At 73.6% G+C, this 17879-nt stretch carries 16 protein-coding genes; 5 read left to right on the plus strand and 11 right to left on the minus strand.

Annotated elements, in window-relative coordinates; genetic code table 11:
- Positions 1-247 precede the first annotated feature (247 nt).
- Both OG370_RS36335 and OG370_RS36340 read right to left on the minus strand, forming a co-directional pair.
- Positions 248-445 carry a ferredoxin gene (locus tag OG370_RS36335; RefSeq protein ID WP_328471901.1) on the minus strand — a complete coding sequence of 66 codons (198 nt, stop codon included), beginning with the start codon at positions 443-445 and terminating at the stop codon, positions 248-250.
- A gap of 53 nt (positions 446-498) precedes the next feature.
- Positions 499-1818, minus strand: a complete 1320-nt coding sequence (locus tag OG370_RS36340; RefSeq protein ID WP_328471903.1) for a cytochrome P450 — start codon at positions 1816-1818, stop codon at positions 499-501.
- A 321-nt stretch (positions 1819-2139) separates the two neighbouring features.
- Between OG370_RS36340 and OG370_RS36345 the strand changes: the two genes are divergently transcribed.
- A complete protein-coding gene (locus OG370_RS36345; RefSeq protein ID WP_328471905.1) occupies positions 2140-2940 on the plus strand; it encodes a class I SAM-dependent methyltransferase in 801 nt (266 codons plus the stop codon).
- Positions 2941-3029: 89 nt separating this feature from the next.
- Here the strand turns inward: OG370_RS36345 and OG370_RS36350 are convergent, their stop codons facing one another.
- Positions 3030-3425, minus strand: coding sequence for a TOBE domain-containing protein (locus tag OG370_RS36350; protein ID WP_328471907.1), 396 nt, complete (start codon positions 3423-3425; stop codon positions 3030-3032).
- A gap of 228 nt (positions 3426-3653) precedes the next feature.
- Between OG370_RS36350 and OG370_RS36355 the strand changes: the two genes are divergently transcribed.
- The 3 genes from OG370_RS36355 to OG370_RS36365 all read left to right on the plus strand — a co-directional run bounded on the left by OG370_RS36355 (position 3654) and on the right by OG370_RS36365 (position 7221).
- Positions 3654-5336 (plus strand): FAD-dependent oxidoreductase, encoded by a 1683-nt coding sequence (locus OG370_RS36355; protein WP_328471909.1) that lies wholly within the window; start codon positions 3654-3656, stop codon positions 5334-5336.
- A 68-nt stretch (positions 5337-5404) separates the two neighbouring features.
- Positions 5405-6847: an ATP-binding protein gene (locus OG370_RS36360; RefSeq protein ID WP_328474753.1), complete on the plus strand. Its 1443-nt coding sequence runs from the start codon at positions 5405-5407 to the stop codon at positions 6845-6847.
- Positions 6844-7221: a UBP-type zinc finger domain-containing protein gene (locus OG370_RS36365; RefSeq protein ID WP_328471911.1), complete on the plus strand. Its 378-nt coding sequence runs from the start codon at positions 6844-6846 to the stop codon at positions 7219-7221. The genes OG370_RS36360 and OG370_RS36365 overlap by 4 nt, the downstream gene beginning before the upstream one ends.
- Positions 7222-7351: 130 nt before the next feature.
- Here the strand turns inward: OG370_RS36365 and OG370_RS36370 are convergent, their stop codons facing one another.
- The 8 genes from OG370_RS36370 to OG370_RS36405 all read right to left on the minus strand — a co-directional run bounded on the left by OG370_RS36370 (position 7352) and on the right by OG370_RS36405 (position 17211).
- The gene (locus OG370_RS36370) at positions 7352-9964 is read right to left on the minus strand and encodes a bifunctional FO biosynthesis protein CofGH (protein WP_328471913.1); all 2613 of its coding nucleotides are present in this window, start codon (positions 9962-9964) and stop codon (positions 7352-7354) included.
- A 188-nt stretch (positions 9965-10152) separates the two neighbouring features.
- Positions 10153-11535, minus strand: coding sequence for a DUF2252 domain-containing protein (locus OG370_RS36375; RefSeq protein WP_328474755.1), 1383 nt, complete (start codon positions 11533-11535; stop codon positions 10153-10155).
- Positions 11536-11785: 250 nt separating this feature from the next.
- Positions 11786-12970, minus strand: coding sequence for a serine hydrolase domain-containing protein (locus OG370_RS36380; protein ID WP_328471915.1), 1185 nt, complete (start codon positions 12968-12970; stop codon positions 11786-11788).
- Positions 12967-13890: a DUF6895 family protein gene (locus OG370_RS36385; RefSeq protein ID WP_328471917.1), complete on the minus strand. Its 924-nt coding sequence runs from the start codon at positions 13888-13890 to the stop codon at positions 12967-12969. Before OG370_RS36385 ends, OG370_RS36380 begins: the two co-directional genes overlap by 4 nt.
- Positions 13887-14978: a DUF6895 family protein gene (locus OG370_RS36390; RefSeq protein ID WP_328471919.1), complete on the minus strand. Its 1092-nt coding sequence runs from the start codon at positions 14976-14978 to the stop codon at positions 13887-13889. Before OG370_RS36390 ends, OG370_RS36385 begins: the two co-directional genes overlap by 4 nt.
- 86 nt (positions 14979-15064) lie before the next feature.
- On the minus strand, positions 15065-15829 hold the full coding sequence (locus OG370_RS36395) for a hypothetical protein (protein WP_443060921.1): 765 nt from the start codon (positions 15827-15829) through the stop codon (positions 15065-15067).
- Positions 15830-15884: 55 nt separating this feature from the next.
- Positions 15885-16070, minus strand: a complete 186-nt coding sequence (locus tag OG370_RS36400) for a hypothetical protein (RefSeq protein WP_202237490.1) — start codon at positions 16068-16070, stop codon at positions 15885-15887.
- Between the two features lie 292 nt (positions 16071-16362).
- Complete coding sequence (locus tag OG370_RS36405; protein WP_328471927.1) at positions 16363-17211, minus strand: aldo/keto reductase; 849 nt, start codon at positions 17209-17211, stop codon at positions 16363-16365.
- Between the two features lie 166 nt (positions 17212-17377).
- Between OG370_RS36405 and OG370_RS36410 the strand changes: the two genes are divergently transcribed.
- Positions 17378-17794, plus strand: coding sequence for a VOC family protein (locus tag OG370_RS36410; protein ID WP_328471929.1), 417 nt, complete (start codon positions 17378-17380; stop codon positions 17792-17794).
- Positions 17795-17879 lie beyond the last annotated feature (85 nt).

Here is a 17879-nt window from a genome sequence, read left to right on the forward strand (position 1 = left end):
GCCGTACCGCCAGCCATGAAGGCAGATCCAGGAAGCGGGTGTCAATGGTCCGGACCAGCGGCGCATCGATCGGACGGTCGCCGGCGGGGCGAACCCGCTGGCAGCGGGGCGGGGGCGTGGGAGCGCGCCCACGAGAATTTCTACGGCGAGGCGGCGGTGTCGCGGGGGAGCCGGCATGGGAGAGCGCTCTCCTGGCCGTTCGTCCTACCAGAAGAGCGCTCTCCCGCGGGTTCCCGTGGGAGGAATCTCAGCTCTCGTCGACCTCGATGGCCCAGGAGGGGCAGCCGGCGGCGGCGTCGCGGATGTCGGGCCACATCGTCTGCGGGGGCTTGGGGTCGAGCAGTTCGACGATGCCGTCGGCGTCGCGCTGGTCGAACACCTCGGGCGCGGCCAGCACGCACATGCCGGAACCGCAGCACTTGTCCTGGTCGACGTGGATGCGCATGGGCGGGGTCCTTCCCGTGGGGCGGGGCGGTGGCTGGGGGATCGGGGGCGCGGTCACCAGGCCACGGGGAGGGAGTGCACGCCGTAGACGAGCATGTCGTGGCGGAAGCGGACGTCCTCGAAGGGGATCGCCAGCCGCAGGTCGGGCAGCCGGCGCAGCACGGTGGGCAGCGCGACCTGGAGTTCGAGCCGCGCCAGCGGCTGGCCGAGGCACTGGTGCACGCCGAACCCGAAGGCGATGTGGCGGCGGCTGCCCGGGCGGGCCAGGTCGAGCCGGTCGGCGTCGGCGAAGACGTCCTCGTCACGGTTGGCGGCGCTGATCATGCACAACACGCCCTCGCCGGCGCGTATCACGGTGTCCCCGATGGCGACGTCCTCGGTGGCGACCCGGGTCACCCCGCCCTGGATGACGGTCAGGTAGCGCAGCAACTCCTCGACGGCCGACTTGACTTCGTCGGGTCCGGCGGCGCGCATCCGCTCCAGTTCGCGCGGGTTGCGCAGCATCGCGAGGGTGGACAGCGAGGTCATGTTCGCGGTCGTCTCGTGACCGGCGACCAGCAGCAGCCGCCCCATCCGGGCGATCTCGTCGTCGGACAGCTCGCCCTGCTCGGCGAGCCGGCTGAGGATGCCGTCGTCCGGGGAGTGCCGCTTGGTGCGGGTCAACTCGGCGAGGTAGCCGAGCAGTTCGTCCTGCGCGGTGGTCACCTCGGCCTCGGTGGCATCGGCGCGGAGCATGGTGCTGCTGCACCGCTGGAAGAAGGCGTGCTCGGAGTACGGCACGCCGAGCAGCAGGCAGATCACCACCGACGGCAGCGGCAGCGCGAAGTCGGAGACGAAGTCGGCCTCGTGGCGGCCCTTGGTCATCGAGTCCAGCAACTCGTCGGCCAGTTCCTGGACCTGCGGCCGTAACGACTCGACCTTGCGGATCATGAAGTCCGCGGTGAGCATCCGGCGCAGCCGCGCGTGGTCGGGGTCGTCCATCCGGATGAAGGTCGGTCGGCCGGTGGCGAGCGCCCTGCGGCCGGGGTTCTGGAACGGGAAGCCGGGACGGTGCGCCTCGGCGCTGAAGCGGTCGTCGCGCAGCGTGCGGCGGACGTCCTCGTGGCGGGTGATCATCCAGCAGGACGAGCCGTCCCACAGCGTGGTACGGGCGACCGGGCGCTCGCGCCGGGCCTGCTGGTAGGCGGGCGGCGGGTCGAAGGGGCAGGCCCCGTGCGGCGCCGGGGCGTCGAAGGGGTCGGGGAGCGCGGTGTACGGTCCGGCGCCGGTGACGGGGCATGCGCCGCTCCCGGCGTCCAGGGTCGTCGAGGGGCTCGGGTGCGTGGTCGTGGGCGGGCTGGTACGGGCGGCGGGGTGCGGTCCTGCTGCGGCCATGGCGGGCTCTCTCCTCCGGGGGTGAGGGTGAGATGTCTGATGCGGGGTGCAACTGCTGTGGCGCGCGGGGTAGTTGCCCATACCACTAGATGCTTGGGGCAACTAACCCAAACGTCACGTTAGTTCACGCTCCGTGCGGAGGGAAGGGCGCCTCGGGCGCTGAGCGGAATCTGTCCCGAAGCCGACGGTGCGGCGCCGCGGCGGGGCGTGAGAGCCGCCCGGAGCCCGGTGCGACGGGGGAGAACCGGCCAACCCCGCGCGCCCGCCCCGCCCGGAGGGGGCTCGGCCACCCTGGCGGTGCGGGCGGGTAGGTTCGGAGGCATGGGAGACGTGCGGGAAGACGTGACGGACGGAAGCGCGGGAGACGCGGACTACGGGGTGATCGGCGGCGGCTACAGCGCGTACCGGCAGCCCGACCCGCGGATCGCGCGCGTGGTGGCGGACGCGTTGGGCGGTGCCCGCACCGTGGTCAACGTCGGTGCCGGCGCGGGGTCGTACGAGCCGGCCGGTGCCGAGGTGGTCGCGGTGGAGCCGTCGGCGGCGATGCGTGCCCAGCGGCCCGCCCACCTGTCGCCCGCGGTGGCCGGCACCGCGGAGCAACTGCCCTTCGCCGACGACCGGTTCGACGCCGCGATGACCACGTTCAGCGTGCACCAGTGGAGCGACACCGTCGCCGGGCTGCGCGAGATGCGGCGGGTGGCGCGCGGCTCGGTCGTCGTCGTGACCTGCGACCCCGCGCTGGTACGGGACTTCTGGCTCTACGAGTACGCGCCGCTGGTGCTCGACACCGAGGCGCGCCGCTACCCGGCGGTCGAGGCCATCACGGCCGCGCTGGGCGGGAGTTGCACGGTGACCTCGGTGCCGATCCCGGCCGACTGCACCGACGGGTTCAACGAGGCGTACTACGCCCGCCCGGAGCGCCTGCTCGACCCCGGCGCCCGGCAGGCGTGCTCGGCGTGGAGCTTCGTGCCGCCGGAGGTGTGCGAGGAGTACACCGGCGCGCTGCGCACGGCGATCGGATCGGGCGCGTGGGACGCGAAGCACGGGGAGCTGCGCCGCCGCCCGTATCTGGACGGGTCGCTGGTGCTGATCCGGGCGGTGCCGGACCGCGCGGTGGCCTGAGCCGGGGCGGCATCCCGCCCGCGACCCCGGGGCCTCACCTGTGGCGGCACCCCGTCCTGTCCCGGGGCCTGACCTGCGGTTCCTGGCCCTTACGGGCGATCGATATGGACGTTTGTCGACTTCACCCGGGCCACCGCCTCCGCGCCGACCTCCAGGCCCAGCTCCTCCACCGCCTCGCGCGTGACCAGGGAGACCAGTCGGTGCGGGCCCGCCTGGATCTCCACCTGCGCCGCCACGTCGCCGATCTTGACGGCCGTGACGATGCCCGGGAAGGCGTTCCGGACCGACGTGTGCGAGGTGTCCGACTCCGTGTCGGGGTTCTGGGCCAGTTCGACGGAGAACGCGGCGAGGTCGCGGCCGTCGATGAGCCGGCGGCCGGCGTCGTCGCGGTGCGTGGTGACCCGGCCCGCGTCGGCCCAGCGGCGCGCGGTGTCCGGGCTGACGCCCAGCAGCCGGGCCGCCTGCCCGATCGTGTAGGACTGCATACCGCCAGCCTACGGCGGCCCGCCCCACCACCGGCGCATCCGCCCGCGCCGCGCCGTACCGCGCGGTACCGCCCCGTACCCCCGCACTCCGCCGTACCGCCTGCCGCTCGCCCACGGTCGTCCCCGGTCCGCCCGCCGATTTCCCTCGCGCGCCGGACCGGCGGTGCCACTACGCTGAACGGCAGAGACGGCCGAACACATGGACGACAACACGGGGACGGGATGCCCATGACTGAGCCGGACGCCGGCACGCGCCGCGCCGCGCTCCTCACCGTTGACGACGATCCCGGGGTGTCCCGGGCGGTCGCACGCGACCTGCGGCGCCGCTACGGCGAGCGGTACCGCGTGGTGCGGGCGGAGTCCGGGCAGGACGGGCTGGACGCGCTGCGGCAGATGAAGCTGCGCGGCGACCTGGTCGCGGTGATCCTGGCCGACTACCGGATGCCGAACATGACCGGTATCGAGTTCCTCGAACAGGCGATGGACGTCTACCCCGGCGCCCGCCGGGTGCTGCTCACCGCCTACGCGGACACCGGCGCCGCGATCGACGCGATCAACGTGGTGGACCTCGACCACTACCTGCTCAAGCCGTGGGACCCGCCGGAGGAGAAGCTCTACCCGGTGGTCGACGACCTGCTGGAGAGCTGGCTGTGCTCCGACCACCGCCCGGTGCCCGAGACGAAGGTGGTCGGGCACCGCTGGTCGGCGCGCTCCTCCGACGTGCGGGAGTTCCTGGCCCGCAACCAGGTGCCCTACCGCTGGTATCAGTCCGACCAGGCCGAGGGCCGGCGGCTGCTGGAGGCCGCCGGGCAGGACGGGCTGCGGCTGCCCCTGGTGATCGCGCCGGGCGGCGAGGCGCTGCTGGAGCCGTCCGACCAGGACCTGGCCGCGCAGGTCGGCCTGTCCACCTCACCGGCCGAGGAGTTCTACGACCTGGTGGTGATCGGCGGCGGCCCGGCCGGGCTCGGCGCCGCGGTCTACGGCGCCTCCGAGGGGCTGCGCACGGTCCTGGTGGAGCGGACCGCGACCGGCGGGCAGGCCGGGCAGAGCGCGCGGATCGAGAACTACCTCGGGTTCCCCGACGGGATCTCCGGCGCCCAACTCACCGACCGCGCCCGCCGTCAGGCCACCCGCTTCGGCGCGGAGCTGCTGACCGCCTGCGAGGTCAACGCACTTGAGACCAGCGGCCCGGCCCGCACCGTTCGGTTCTCCGACGGCTCGGCGATCGCCGCGCAGAGCGTGATCCTCACCACCGGCGTCGCCTACCGGCAGCTCGACGTGCCGGGCCTGGCCGAACTCACCGGCCGCGGCGTGTACTACGGCTCCGCGCTGACCGAGGCGGCCGGCTGCGAGGGCCAGGACGTGTACATCGTCGGCGGCGCCAACTCCGCCGGCCAGGCCGCGGTCTACCTGTCCCGGCACGCCAAGTCGGTGACGCTGCTGGTGCGCGGCGCGTCCCTGGAAGCGTCCATGTCGCACTACCTGATCCAGCAGATCGCCGACATCCCCACCATCCGGGTACGCACCCGGACTTCGGTCACCGCCGTGCACGGCGAGGGCCACCTGGAGGGGCTGGCGCTGCGCGACGCGGACACCGGCGGCACCGAACTGGTCGACGCGCAGCGGATGTTCGTCTTCATCGGCGCCGCGCCGCGCACCGACTGGCTGGACGGCACCGTCCACCGCGACCGGCACGGCTTCGTGTTGACCGGCCCCGACCTCGTCACCGAGGACGGCCGCCGGCCGCCCGGCTGGCAGCCGGACCGGCTGCCGTACCACCTGGAGACCAGCGTGCCGGGCGTCTTCGCGGCCGGCGACGTACGGGCCGAGTCCGCGAAGCGGGTGGCGTCCGCGGTCGGTGAGGGCGCGATGGCCGTCATGCTCGTACACCGCTACCTGGAGGGGCTGTGACCGAGAACCCGGCGCAGAACTCGCCGCAGAACCCGCCGAAGAGCTCCCCGCAGCCCCCGCAGTGCCCGCTGGACCCCTGCGACCCGGCCGAGCTGCGCACGCTCTTCCTGTTCGAGAAGCTCGCGCCCGAGCAGCTCGCCGAGCTGTGCCGGATCGGCCGGGTGGAGACGATCGAGCCGGGCCCGGTCTTCGCCGAGGGCGACCCGGCGACCTGCTTCTACGTGCTGCTGGACGGCGCCCTGGTGACGTCCCGGCGGGTCGGCGACGACGACGTGGAGGTGACCAGGACCTCGCAGCGCGGCGTGTACTCCGGCGCCTTCCAGGCGTACCTGGGCGACCGGGTGCCCCAGCGGTACACCAACTCCATGCGGGTGACCGCGCCTTCGCGCTTCTTCGTGCTGGCGGCCGACGACTTCTCGCGGATCGTCACCGAGTGGTTCCCGATGGCCGTGCACCTGCTGGAGGGCCTGTTCTTCGGCAACAAGTCGTTCCAGCAGGTGGTCAGCCAGCGGGAGCGGCTGCTCGCGCTGGGCTCCCTGTCGGCCGGTCTGACCCACGAGTTGAACAACCCGGCCGCCGCGGCGCTGCGGGCCACCGCCTCGCTGCGCGAACGGGTGGCCGGGATGCGGCACAAGCTGAAGATCCTCGCCGGCGGCCCCTACCGGCAAGCCGACCTGGACACCCTCGTCAGCGTCCAGGAGCGGGCCGCCGAGCGGGTCGCGAAAGCCGAGCAGCTCAGCCCGATGGACGCCTCCGACCGGGAGGACGCGATCGCGGACTGGATGGACGCGCACGACATCGCGGGCGGCTGGGACCTGGCGCCGGCCTTCGTACAGGCCGGGCTCGACGAGGAGTGGCTGGACCAGGTCGCCGCGGCCGTCGACGGCGCGGTGCTGGAGAGCGCGGTGCGGTGGCTGAACTACACCGTCGAGACCGAGCTGCTGATGAACGAGATCGAGGACTCCACCACCCGCATCTCCGGCCTGGTCGACGCCGCCCGGCAGTACTCCCAGCTCGACCGCGCCCCCTACCAGGTGGTCGACGTGCACGAACTCCTCGACAGCACCCTGCAGATGCTCGCCGGGAAGATCGGCGCCAAGGTGCGGGTGGTCAAGGAGTTCGACCCCGCCCTGCCGCCCATCCCCGCCTACCCGGGCGAGCTGAACCAGGTGTGGACGAACCTCGTCGACAACGCGGTCGCCGCGATGGACGGCGAGGGCACGCTCACCGTGCGGACCTGGCGGGAGCACGGCAACCTGGTAGTGGAGTTCCGCGACACCGGTCCGGGGATTCCGCCGGAGATCCGGCAGCGGATCTTCGAGCCGTTCTTCACCACCAAACCGGTCGGCCAGGGCACCGGCCTCGGCCTCGACATCTCCTGGCGGATCGTGGTCAACAAGCACCACGGCGACCTGACGGTCGAGTCCGAGCCGGGCGACACCCGCTTCCGGGTCTGCCTGCCGCTGACCACATCCGAGACCGGTCAGGACAGCGAGGAGGAAGCCGTATGACCCCGTCCGACGACCAGGGCACGCCCGGGACCTCCGGGACCATCGACCCCTCGGTGCCGCCCAGCGGTACCGGCTGCGCGGAGTGCGACGCCGGCGGCGGTTGGTGGTTCCACCTGCGCCGCTGCGCGGCCTGCGGCCACATCGGCTGCTGCGACTCCTCACCCGCGCAGCACGCCGGCGCCCACGCGGCCGCCACCGGCCACCAGGTGATCCGCAGCTTCGAGCCGGGCGAGGAGTGGTTCTGGAACTACGCCAAGGAGCAGTACGTCGAGGACGGCCCCCGACTCGCCGCGCCGCAGAGCCACCCGGCCGACCAGCCGGTGCCCGGCCCGGCCGAACGCGTGCCGACCGACTGGCGCGACCGGCTCAACTGACCGGCCCGACCGCGACCGGCTCGACCGAGATCGGCCCGACCCCGACCGGCCTCGACTGAGCGGGCGGGCGCCGCTCCTGGGCGCCCGCCCGTCCGTACCCGCGCCGGCCGGTCGACCGGTGACCGCAGGCTCAGTCGCCGAGCACCGGCAGCAGCTCCGGCAGGTGCCCGTCAGAGGCGAGCGCCGCGGCGGTCCGCTCCTCCGGCACCTCCCCGTACAGGGTGGTGCGCGGGCGGGAGGGCCGGCCGGCCGCGTCGGCGATCGCGACGAGGTCGCGCACCGAGCGGTACGACCCGTAACGCGAGCCCGCCATCCGGGAGATGGTCTCCTCCATCAGGGTGCCGCCGAGGTCGTTCGCGCCCGAGCGCAGCATCTCCGCCGCGCCCTCCGCGCCGAGCTTCACCCAGCTGGTCTGGATGTTGGGGATGTGCGGGTGCAGCAGCAGCCGCGCCATCGCGGTGACCGCCCGGTTGTCCCGCATCGTGGGGCCGGGCCGCGCGATGCCCGCGAGGTAGACCGGCGCGTTGGTGTGGATGAACGGCAGCGTCACGAACTCCGTGAAACCGCCGGTGCGTTGCTGGATCTCCGCGAGCAACCGCAGGTGCCCGAGCCAGTGGTGCGGCTGGTCCACGTGGCCGTACATCATCGTGGACGACGAGCGGATGCCCAACTCGTGGGCGGTGGAGACCACTTCGACCCAGGTCGCGGCGGGCAGCTTGCCCTTGGTGAGCACCCAGCGGACCTCGTCGTCCAGGATCTCGGCCGCCGTGCCCGGGATGGTGTCCAGGCCCGCCTCCTTCGCCGCCGACAGCCAGTCCCGGATCGACATGCCGGTCCTGGTCGCGCCGTTGACCACCTCCATCGGGGAGAAGGCGTGGACGTGCATACCCGGCACCCGGGCCTTGACCGCGCGGGCGATGTCGAAGTACGCCGAGCCGGGCAGGTCCGGGTGGATGCCGCCCTGCATGCACACCTCCACCGCCCCCACCTGCCACGCCTGTTCGGCCCGGTCGGCGACCTGGTCGAGGGAGAGCGTGTACGCGTCGGCGTCGGTACGGCGCTGGGCGAAGGCGCAGAAGCGGCAGCCGGTGTAGCAGACGTTGGTGAAGTTGATGTTCCGCGTGACGATGTACGTCACCTCGTCGCCGACCGTGTCCCTGCGCACGTCGTCCGCGATCCGGCACAGCGCGTCCAGGGCCGGGCCGTCGGCGTGCAGCAGCGCCAGCGCCTGCGCGTCGGTGAGCCGGGTCGGGTCGTCGGCGGCCACCGACAGCGCCTGCTTGACGTCGGCGTCCACCTTGTCGGGCACCAGTCCGGGCGCGGCCTGCTCGCGCAACTCCGCCCAGTCGCCGTACACGTCGTCGAAGTCGTCGCGCCGGTCGGCGCTGCGCCCCTGCGTGTCGATGGTCCGGTGCAGGTCGGTGCGCCCGCCCGCCGCCGGGAACGCGTCCTCCGGCTCCTGCCAGGGCAGCCCCCGCGGCCGTACGCCCTCGCGGGCCAGGCCGGTGTCGGGGTCGGCGAGCGCGGTGACGTGGGGCAGCAGCCGCGGGTCGAGCCAGGGCTCGCCACGGCGTACGTACTCGGGGTAGATCGTCAGCCGCTCCTTGAGCGTGAAGCCGGCGTCCGCGGTGCGCGCGGCCAGCTCCTCGATCTGCGGCCACGGGCGTTCGGGGTTGACGTGGTCGGGGGTCAGCGGCGACACCCCGCCCCAGTCGTCGATGCCGGCGGCGACGAAGCTGCCGTACTCGCCGTCGACCAGGTTCGGCGGCGCCTGGATGCGGGCCGCCGGGCCGAGCACGATCCGGGCCACCGCGATGGCCGCGGCCAGCTCGCCGAGTTCCGCGTCGGGCATGCCGCGCATCGCGGTGTCCGGCTTGGCCCGGAAGTTCTGCACGATGACTTCCTGGATGCCGTGGTACTGCCGGGAGGTGCGGCGGATCGCGAAGAGCGACTCGGCCCGCTCGGTGTACGTCTCCCCGATCCCGATCAGGATGCCGGTGGTGAACGGCACGTTGGAGCGGCCGGCGTCCTCCAGCACCCGCAGCCGGACCGCGGGCTCCTTGTCCGGCGAGCCGTGGTGCGGGCCGCCGGGCTGCGACCACAGCCGGGTGGCGGTCGTCTCCAGCATCATGCCCATCGACGGCGCGACCGGCTTCAGCCGCTGGAGGTCGGTCCAGCCGAGCACCCCCGGGTTCAGGTGCGGCAGCAGCCCGGTCTCCTCCAGCACCCGCACCGCCATCGCCCGCACATACGCGAGCGTGTCGTCGTAGCCGTGCGCGTCCAACCACTCCCGGGCCTCCGGCCAGCGGTCCTCCGGGCGGTCGCCGAGCGTGAACAGCGCTTCCTTGCAGCCCATTTCGGCGCCGCGCCGGGCGATGTCCAGCACCTCGTCCGGCGAGAGGAACATCCCCTCGCCGGCCCGCCGCAGCTTCCCGGGCACCGTGACGAAGGTGCAGTAGTGGCACTTGTCCCGGCACAGCCGGGTCAGCGGGATGAAGACCTTCCGCGAGTACGTGATCACGCCCGGCCGGCCCGCCGCGGCCAGTCCGGCGTCCCGCACCCGCCCGGCCACCGCCGACAGCCGTTCCAGGTCCGCGCCTCGCGCCTGGAGCAGCACGGCCGCCTCCGCGGCGTCCAGCGCTACCCCTTCCTCCGCGCGGTGCAGCGCACGGCGCATCGCGTTCGCCGTCGGCCGGCTCTCCGTCCCCGCGGCGGCGGGCTCTTCAGGTTCACGCGTCGTCATTGTCCGAGCATAAGCACACCCGCGCCCCCGACCCGATGCCCCCAGGGGGCACCCGTACTACCCGGCAGGGAGGCCGGCATCCGGCTGCCACCGACCACGGCCCGCCCCCGAACCGGTCCTTCGCGCCGCCGGGAGGTCCCTCCACTGCCCTGACCTGGGCATATCGGTGACCGGACCGGCGGGCTTCCTTACTCCCGCGTGGCCTTGACCCGGCCGGACCTGGCGGCTTTCGCCAGCGCGGCGTGGTCCCGTTCGTTCTGGTCGGCATACGCTTCCGCGAACGTGGAGATCGCGCGGTCGAAGACGTCGCCGCGGCCGAGATATGCGGAGATCGCGATCCGGTCGCCGGACCGGGCATGGGCGCGGGCAAGAGTGGCCCCGCACAGCTCCCCGAAGACGCGCATGCCGAGGGGCACCATCTGGGAGGGGTCGATGACGCCCTTCCAGTCGCGCAACTGGCGTACATAGAAGTCGCGTTGGACCCCGTCCATTCCCTGCGCCCGCTCCCAGCCGAGGAAGATGTCGCCCGCCGACTGCATCAGCCGCTGGCCGGCCACCACCCGCTTGCCCTGGATGCCGTAGCGGCTCGCGCCCGCGTAGGGTGCGAGCACGGACTCGGATGCCTCCTTGGCCTGGAGGAACAGGGGGTCCCCGCTGTCGCGGCCGAGCAGGAGCACGACCCAGCAGCGGGTGCCGACGCTGCCGACGCCGACCACCTTGCGCGCCATGTCCACCACCCCGAACTGCTCCAGCAGATGCTGCCGATCGGGTTCCAGGGACCGCTGGTAGCCGGTGAGCAGGCCGCGCAGCAACTCCTCGATCTGGACGCCCTCCGCGCCGGGCATCAGGTCGTCGAGGCGGGAGAGCATGGGCGGGTCGGAGATGATCCGCTGCCTGCCCCCGACGACCTCGGTGAGCTTGCGGGCGGCCTGGAGGCTGTCGCGGCCGCGCGCCTTGGCGAGTTCGGCGGAGAGCTTCCTGCGCCCGCGCGCCTGCAGCCGGCCCCCGGCCAGCTCCTTGAGCATGTCGGCGTCGGCCCTGGCGTACCAGACGTCCAGGTCGCGCATCCCGGCGAAGCGCCACATCTGCTCGCGGTACGACCTGACGGTGGCGCGCACGATCGTACGGCGCTCCGCGTCGTCGAAGCCGTTCTCGCGCGCGGCGATCACCATGCTGGCGGCCAGCCGCTTGACATCCCACTCCCACGGGCCCGGCAGCGTCTCGTCGAAGTCGTTGAGGTCGAAGAGCAGGTTGCGCTCGGCGGAGGCGAGCAGCCGGAAGTTCATCAGGTGCGCGTCGCCGCACAGTTGGGTGCGGAAACCGGACACGGGGGTGCGGGAGAGGTCCTCGGCCATGATGGCGGCCGCGCCGCGGTAGAAGCGGAACGGCGACTCGAGCATCCGGCCGTAGCGGAGCGGCACCAGCTCCGGCAGCCGGGTCGCCGACTGCCGTTCGACGGTGTCCACCGGGTCGGTGCGATCCCGGGGCGGGGCGAACTCCGCGTGCGCGGAGCGCGGCGCGTGCGCTCGCGCCGCCTTGCCCAACCGGGCCCGTTCCTCGGGGGAGGGCATGTGGGTGCCGCTCACGGTGACGATCTCGGCCCGCCCGGACCCCGACCGGGAGCCGGTCCGGTCCGCCGCGCGCCCGCCTTTCGCCCTCGCCGCTCGGGTCTCCGCCATCGCCGGACCTTCCTGATCTCTGCACGGGTGAATGAGGAGGTTCTGTCGGTTTTCTTCCCTTTTGTCGGGACTCTAGGGCACGACGCGTCGGCCCACCTCCCGGGTCCTCGCCGTTCGCCCGGCCCGGGTGCGGCCCCGCGCTCTAGGTGGGCGTGGTGAGGGAGTGGAGGAGGGTGTAGCAGGTGTTGATCAGGGCGCAGGTGCGGTCGTGGCGGGTGGCGGTGCCGATGACGGCGGTCGCGGTGGCCGGATGGAAGCCGAGGAAGGACTGGTGGCCGAAGGTCGCGCCGGCGTGGAAGAGGATCGGGCCGCCGGGGGCCGGGTGCAGGTACCAGGTGAGGGTGTGGGTGTGGCGGTGGCCCAGGCCGCGCCGGAGCTGGGGGACTTGGACGTCGCGCAGGGCGTCGCGCAGCGGCGCGGGGGCGCCGGCCTCGTCGGGGGAGAGGAGGGCTTCGGCGTAGCGCAGCAGGTCGCCGGGGGTGGCGCGGATCGCACCGGCCGAGGTGAACGCCGCCATGTCGGTGGATGGCAGCGGGGTACGGCCGTCGGGGCGGTGGCCGATCGCGGCGGTGGCGGCGGGGCTGCCCGCGGCGGCAGGGCCGATGGTGGTCCGGGCCAGACCGAGCGGGCGCAGCACGCGCTCGGTCAGGAGGGTGGCGTAGTCGCTGCCCAGGGCGCCCTCCAGGGCCGGGCCGAGCAGGGCGAGTCCGAGGTTGGAGTAGTGCCAGTGGCTGCCGGGGGCGTGCCGGGTACGGGTGCGGGCGAAGGTGCGCAGCAGCCGCTCGCGGTCGTAGCCGGCGTAGCCGTTGGTGTACGGCCGCAGCAGCGCGCCGGGGATCAGGTCGCGCGGCACCCGGGGCAGCCCGGAGGTGTGGGTGGCCAGGTGCCGCAGGGTGATGGCGCGGGAGTTGGGGTACGGAAGTTCCAGCCCCGGCAGGTGTGCGGCGAGCGGGTCGTCCAGGCCGAGCGCCCCCTCCCGGGCCAGTTCGGCCAGCAGCAGGACCGTGAACGTCTTGGAGAGCGAGCCCAGTTCGTAACTGAGCGACGTGCGCGGCAGCCGGGGGTCGGCGGTGCCGCCGGTGGCGACGGTCCGGCGGCCGGCGCGGCTGACGGCCAGCACCAGGTCGGGCGCGCGGACCTGCGTCAGCGCCTCCTCCAGCCGGGCGGCGACGTCGGCTTCGGGCTCGGCCCCGGTTGCGGGACCGGTTTCGGTACGCGATCCGTCGTTGCCGGTGCCGGCATCCGTGTCGGTTCCATGGCCGGGACGGGAGCCGGGGGCGGCCGGGTGCGGGACGGACGCGGGCCGCCTTGCCGCGGACCCGCTCACGCGGCGACGTCCGACGACAGCGCCCGGGAGGTGGCCATCGCGGAGGCGAACGCCGCCACCAGCGTGGGGTGGTGGACGATGTCGAAGACCGTGGCCGGGCTCCCGGTGGGCATCTCGTGCTGTACGGGCATCGCGCCGTCGGCGGACTGCGCGGCCGCGTACCGCTCCCACAGCTGCGCGTCGAGCGTCGGCCGGGGCAGGCACGCGTCGACCACGAGCAGCTCGCCCAGCAGGTCCCAGTGCTCCAACTCGGCCCAGTCCGTGGCCCATGCGGGCAGGTACAGCGCCAGGTAGGAGGCGATCCGCGGCGGCAGCCGGTCCGGCTCCGCGCCCCAGTCGGTGAGGTGGAAGACGGTGTGCGTGACGTCGTAGGCGATGTGGAGCTGCGACGTCCACGGCTCCGGTGTGCGGCCCAACCAGGTCGCGGCGACGGCCTGTTCGAGGTCGCCGCTGGGGACCAGGCCGAGCTTGCGCTCCGCGTTGAGCAGGCCGAGCCGCCGGTTCGGCAGCATCTCGATCGCCTGCCAGCTCGCGGTGGTGCGGGCCAGGTCGATCGCCGCCTCCAACCCCGGGTGCCGGTGGCCGAGTTCGTGCAGGCTGCCGTAGATCTCCAGCGGCACCGGGGAGAGCGGCTCCTGGGCCTGGAGTTCGGCCAGCACGTTGCCGCCGTCGAGCAGGTCCCGCCAGGCGTAGTCGAGCAGCCGCACGGAGATGTCGCGCTGCCGCGAGCCGGCGATGCCCTCGCGGGCCAGGACCCGCATGTTGATCGCCAACTCGCCGATGGGCTTGAGGCGTTCGACCAGACCGCGGCCGGTCTCGCGGTCGTCGTCGGTGAGCCGGAAGTACTCGCGGTTGGCGTGCAGCCAGGCGAGTGCCTGGTCGCCGACACGGTGCAGGAGCGCGGGGGATGCGGCGGTCACGGCAGGACCTCGCTCTCGGCGGGTGGGGGTGCGGACGGGGACGCGGGTGCGGCGGACGCGGCGGGGGCGGCGTTCTCCGCGAACGCGGCAGGAGCGGTACGCGCCAGGGTCGCGGCGAAGGCGATCACCAGCGTGGAGTGGTAGCAGCCGGTGAACTCCTCTTCGGGCGGGGCGCCTTCGGGCGGCCCGTCACCGGTCTCGGGCACGGCGCCGTCCGGGCGCTGCGCCGCCGCCAGCACCCGCCAGGCCGCCGGGTCGTACGGCGCGCCCGGCGTGCACGCGGCGACGGCGAGGAGTTCGCCGGCCAGGTCCCACTGCCGCTCCTCCAGCCAGCTCGTGGTCCACGCCGGCAGCCACAACCGCAGGTAGTCGGCAACGGGTTCGGCCATCCGGTGCGGGGAGCGGCCCCAGTCGGTGACGTGGAAGACGTCGTGGGTGACGCCGTACGCGGTGCGCAGGTCCAGCGCCCACGGCTCGGGCCGGCAGCCCAGGCCGGTCCGGGCGAGCACGGCGGCGAAGTCGGCGTGCGGCGGCAGGCCGATCCGCCGCTCGGCGTTGAGGACGTTGAGCGTGCGGGTGTGGTCCTCGCGGGCGAGCTGCCACAGCCGCAGCCCGGTGGTGGCCGCGATCAGCTCCTCGGCGGCCGGGTTGCGCAGGCCGGCCCGCGCGAACACCCCGTACAACTCGACCGGGTAGGTCGCCTGCGGTTCGCCGCGGATCAGGTCGGCGAAGAGCTCGCCGCCGCGGGTCTCCTTCCAGGCGTACCCGAACAGGTCGTCGGCCAGGGCGCGTACCCCCGGCTGGGGGTGGCAGCCGCGCACCACGTCGGTCAACTCGGCCAGCTCGCCCAGCGGTTTGAGCGTGAGGTTCGGGTCGGCGTCGGTGGCCACGTCGGCCGGCAGCCGGAAGGACGGCCGCATCGCGTCGATCCGGGCGAGCGCGCCGGCCGCGATCCGGTCCAGCAACTCGGCGTCCGGGTGGGGTACTTCGCCCTGCGAGCCGGGTCGGGCGGGGAAGTCCGGTGAGCCCGCGGGGACTTGGCGGTCTCGGCCCGGCGCGGCCCGCGTGGCGCCGACCCGGTCCGACACGCCCGGCGCTTCCGCCGCCCCCGCCCCCGGCCGCGCCGGACCGGACGCGGCCGCACCCGCGCCCGGTCCCGTGGCCCCGCCCGCGCTCACCGCGCCCCGCGCCCGTGGAAGCGCCGGGCGACCGCGGCATGCAGGGCCACCCGGGGGTCGCCGCCGCTCATCCGCAGGACGTAGACCAGCCCCGTGTCCAGCCCGAGGGAGTCCGGCACGTCCGGTACCCGGGCCAGCCAGCGCCCGATGCCCGCGGCCTGGAGCCAGTCGCGCCGGCGGATCGCCCGGACGAAGCCGCGGGCCAGGTCCTCGGTGCGCGCGGTCAGCCCGTCGGCGATGGCGGGTGCCAGGCCGGGCAGCGACAGGGCTCCGAGCTGGGAGGCCCGGTGGGCGAGCTTGGGCCACGGGTCGGAGTACAGCCAGTCGGTGCCCGCCTGCGGCTCGGCCGGCCGGCCGTCCTGTCCGCCGTCGCCGGAACCGCCCACGCTGTGACCCGCGCCGTATCCGCCCGCGCCGGAACTCCCGGGCAGGAAGGCGCGGGACGCCTCCACCAGCCCGCGGTAGCTCCACACGGACACGTCGGAGGCGTCGGCACCCGGCGGATAGGCGGCGAGCGCCTTCCGCACGATCGCCTCGTCCGCGAGGCCGGCTCCGCCCGGGCGCGTCGCGTCGCCGCGCCCCGCGGTCCGGCCGCTCGTCGTGTCGGCTGCCGGCGCGTACGGCGCCAGCACATCCGCCCCCAGGACCCTGATCGCGGCGAGTGCGACCGGGTCGTCCTGCGCGAGGACATCCGACAGCGCGTAGGAGTCGCGCTCGCCGTCGAGGGCGAGCGCGACTCCCGTGGCGATGTCGGCGACCACAGCGCTCAGTGAGGTGTTCCCCTGCGGCTGCTCGGCCAACGTGTCGCCTTCCGCGTCAGCGGGCGTCCGTCTTCGGACGCGGGGTGGGCGGTGAGATCAGAAGCAGGCCCGCGAGCAGGAGTCCTGCGCCGCACTCGCGAGTGTCGCGGTAGATGCCTTCCGGTTCTGCGGAATCCAGCAGTCCTTCGACCTCAGCGGCAAGGGCTGCCGTCTCGACCGGGGCTGTCAGCTCCGAAGCCATGGGACCATCTCCTCTTGATCGGCTTGGACCTTCAGGATGGCATTCGGCGCAATCGTCCGCAAATGCGACATTTCGAACCGGGTGTGTCGTGCTCCCGGCCGTGCTGGGACGGCGATCCGCGCGTCGCGGGCCGCCCGCCACGCCCGCCTCGGCTGCCGCCGCGCACCCCAGTAGCGCCCCCCCAGCCGGCCGGCCCCGGACCGTAAGCGCACACGTCGAGCCCCCACGCGGCCGGTGCCCCACGTGGTCAGGCACCCCACGTGTCGAGCACCCGTCGCGCGCGGTCCGCCGCTCAGAACTCCTCGTGCTGCTCCGGGTCGCCGCCCAGCCGCCGCCGCTCGCCGGCCGTGATCGCCGCCAACTCCTCCTCGGACAGCTCGAACCCGAAGATGTCCAGGTTGTCGCGCTGCCGCTGCGGGTCGCCCGACTTGGGGATCGGCACCGCGCCGAGCTGGGTGTGCCAGCGCAGCACCGCCTGGCCGGGCGTGCAGCCGTGCGCCTCGGCGACCGCCTTGACCGCGGGGTCGGCCAGCAGGTCGCTGCCACGGCCGAGCGGGCTCCAACTCTCCACCGCCACCCCCTTGCCGGCGAGCTGCCCGCGCAACTCCTCCTGCGGGAACAGCGGGTGCATCTCGATCTGGTTCACCGACGGCAGCACGCCCGTCTCGCGCTCCAGCCGGTCGATGTGCGCGGCGGTGAAGTTCGAGACCCCGATCGACCGCACCGCGCCCTCCTCGCGCAGCTTGACCATCGCCCGCCAGGAGTCGACGTACTTGTCCACCCTCGGCAGCGGCCAGTGGATCAGGTAGAGGTCGACGTACTCCAGGCCGAGCCGCTTGCGGGACTCCTCGAACGACGCGAGCGTCTCGTCGTAGCCGTGGTGGCGGCCGGGCAGCTTGGTGGTGACCACGATCTGCTCGCGCGGCAGCCCGCTGTGCCGCACGCCGCGGCCGGTGCCGGTCTCGTTGCCGTAGTTCACCGCGGTGTCGACCAGCCGGTAGCCGAGCCGGACCGCCTCGGCGACCGCCCGCTCCGCCTCGGTGTCGTCCATCGGATACGTGCCCAGGCCGAGCCCCGGCAGCCGCGTGCCGTCGTTGAGCTCGCGCACCGGTGCCGTGGCGGCGGGTGAAACAGGGGACATGGGGAGACCACTCCGTTCCCTACGATCGCTGTACGTTCCCGCCATTGTCCTCCTGCCCCCCGCGCGACCTGGGGGGACACCCGCCATGTCGCCCGCGGCACGGTCGGCGCGGACCGGTCAGGAATGGAGAAGCGGGCCGCGCGGCCCCGCCCGTAGCGTGAAGCGCATGGACCTCACACTCTCCCAGTGCTTCATCGCCGTCGACGACCACGACAAGGCGCTCGCCTTCTACCGCGACGTGCTCGGTCTCGAGGTGCGCAACGACGTCGGGTTCGAGGGCATGCGGTGGGTCACCGTCGGCTCGCCGTCGCAGCCCGGCGTCGACATCGTGCTCGAACCGCCGCTCGCGAACCCGAACGCCTCGCCCGCCGACAAGGAGGCCATGGCCGAACTGCTCGCCAAGGGCATGCTGCGCGCCGTGATCTTCGCCACCGACGACTGCGACGCCACCTTCGAGCGCATCCGCGTCGCGGGCGCCGAGGTGCTCCAGGAGCCGATCGACCAGCCGTACGGGGTGCGCGACTGCGCCTTCCGCGACCCGGCCGGCAACATGCTGCGCTTCCACCAGCCCAGCAAGCAGTGATCCCGTCCAGCGGTGATCCCGGGCACCCGGTGATCTGTGGACATACCGCGCCGAGCTGGTTGGATCGGGTGCAGGAGACGCCGAC

It is taken from the genome of Streptomyces sp. NBC_00448 (assembly GCF_036014115.1).
Taxonomy (GTDB): Bacteria; Actinomycetota; Actinomycetes; order Streptomycetales; family Streptomycetaceae; genus Actinacidiphila.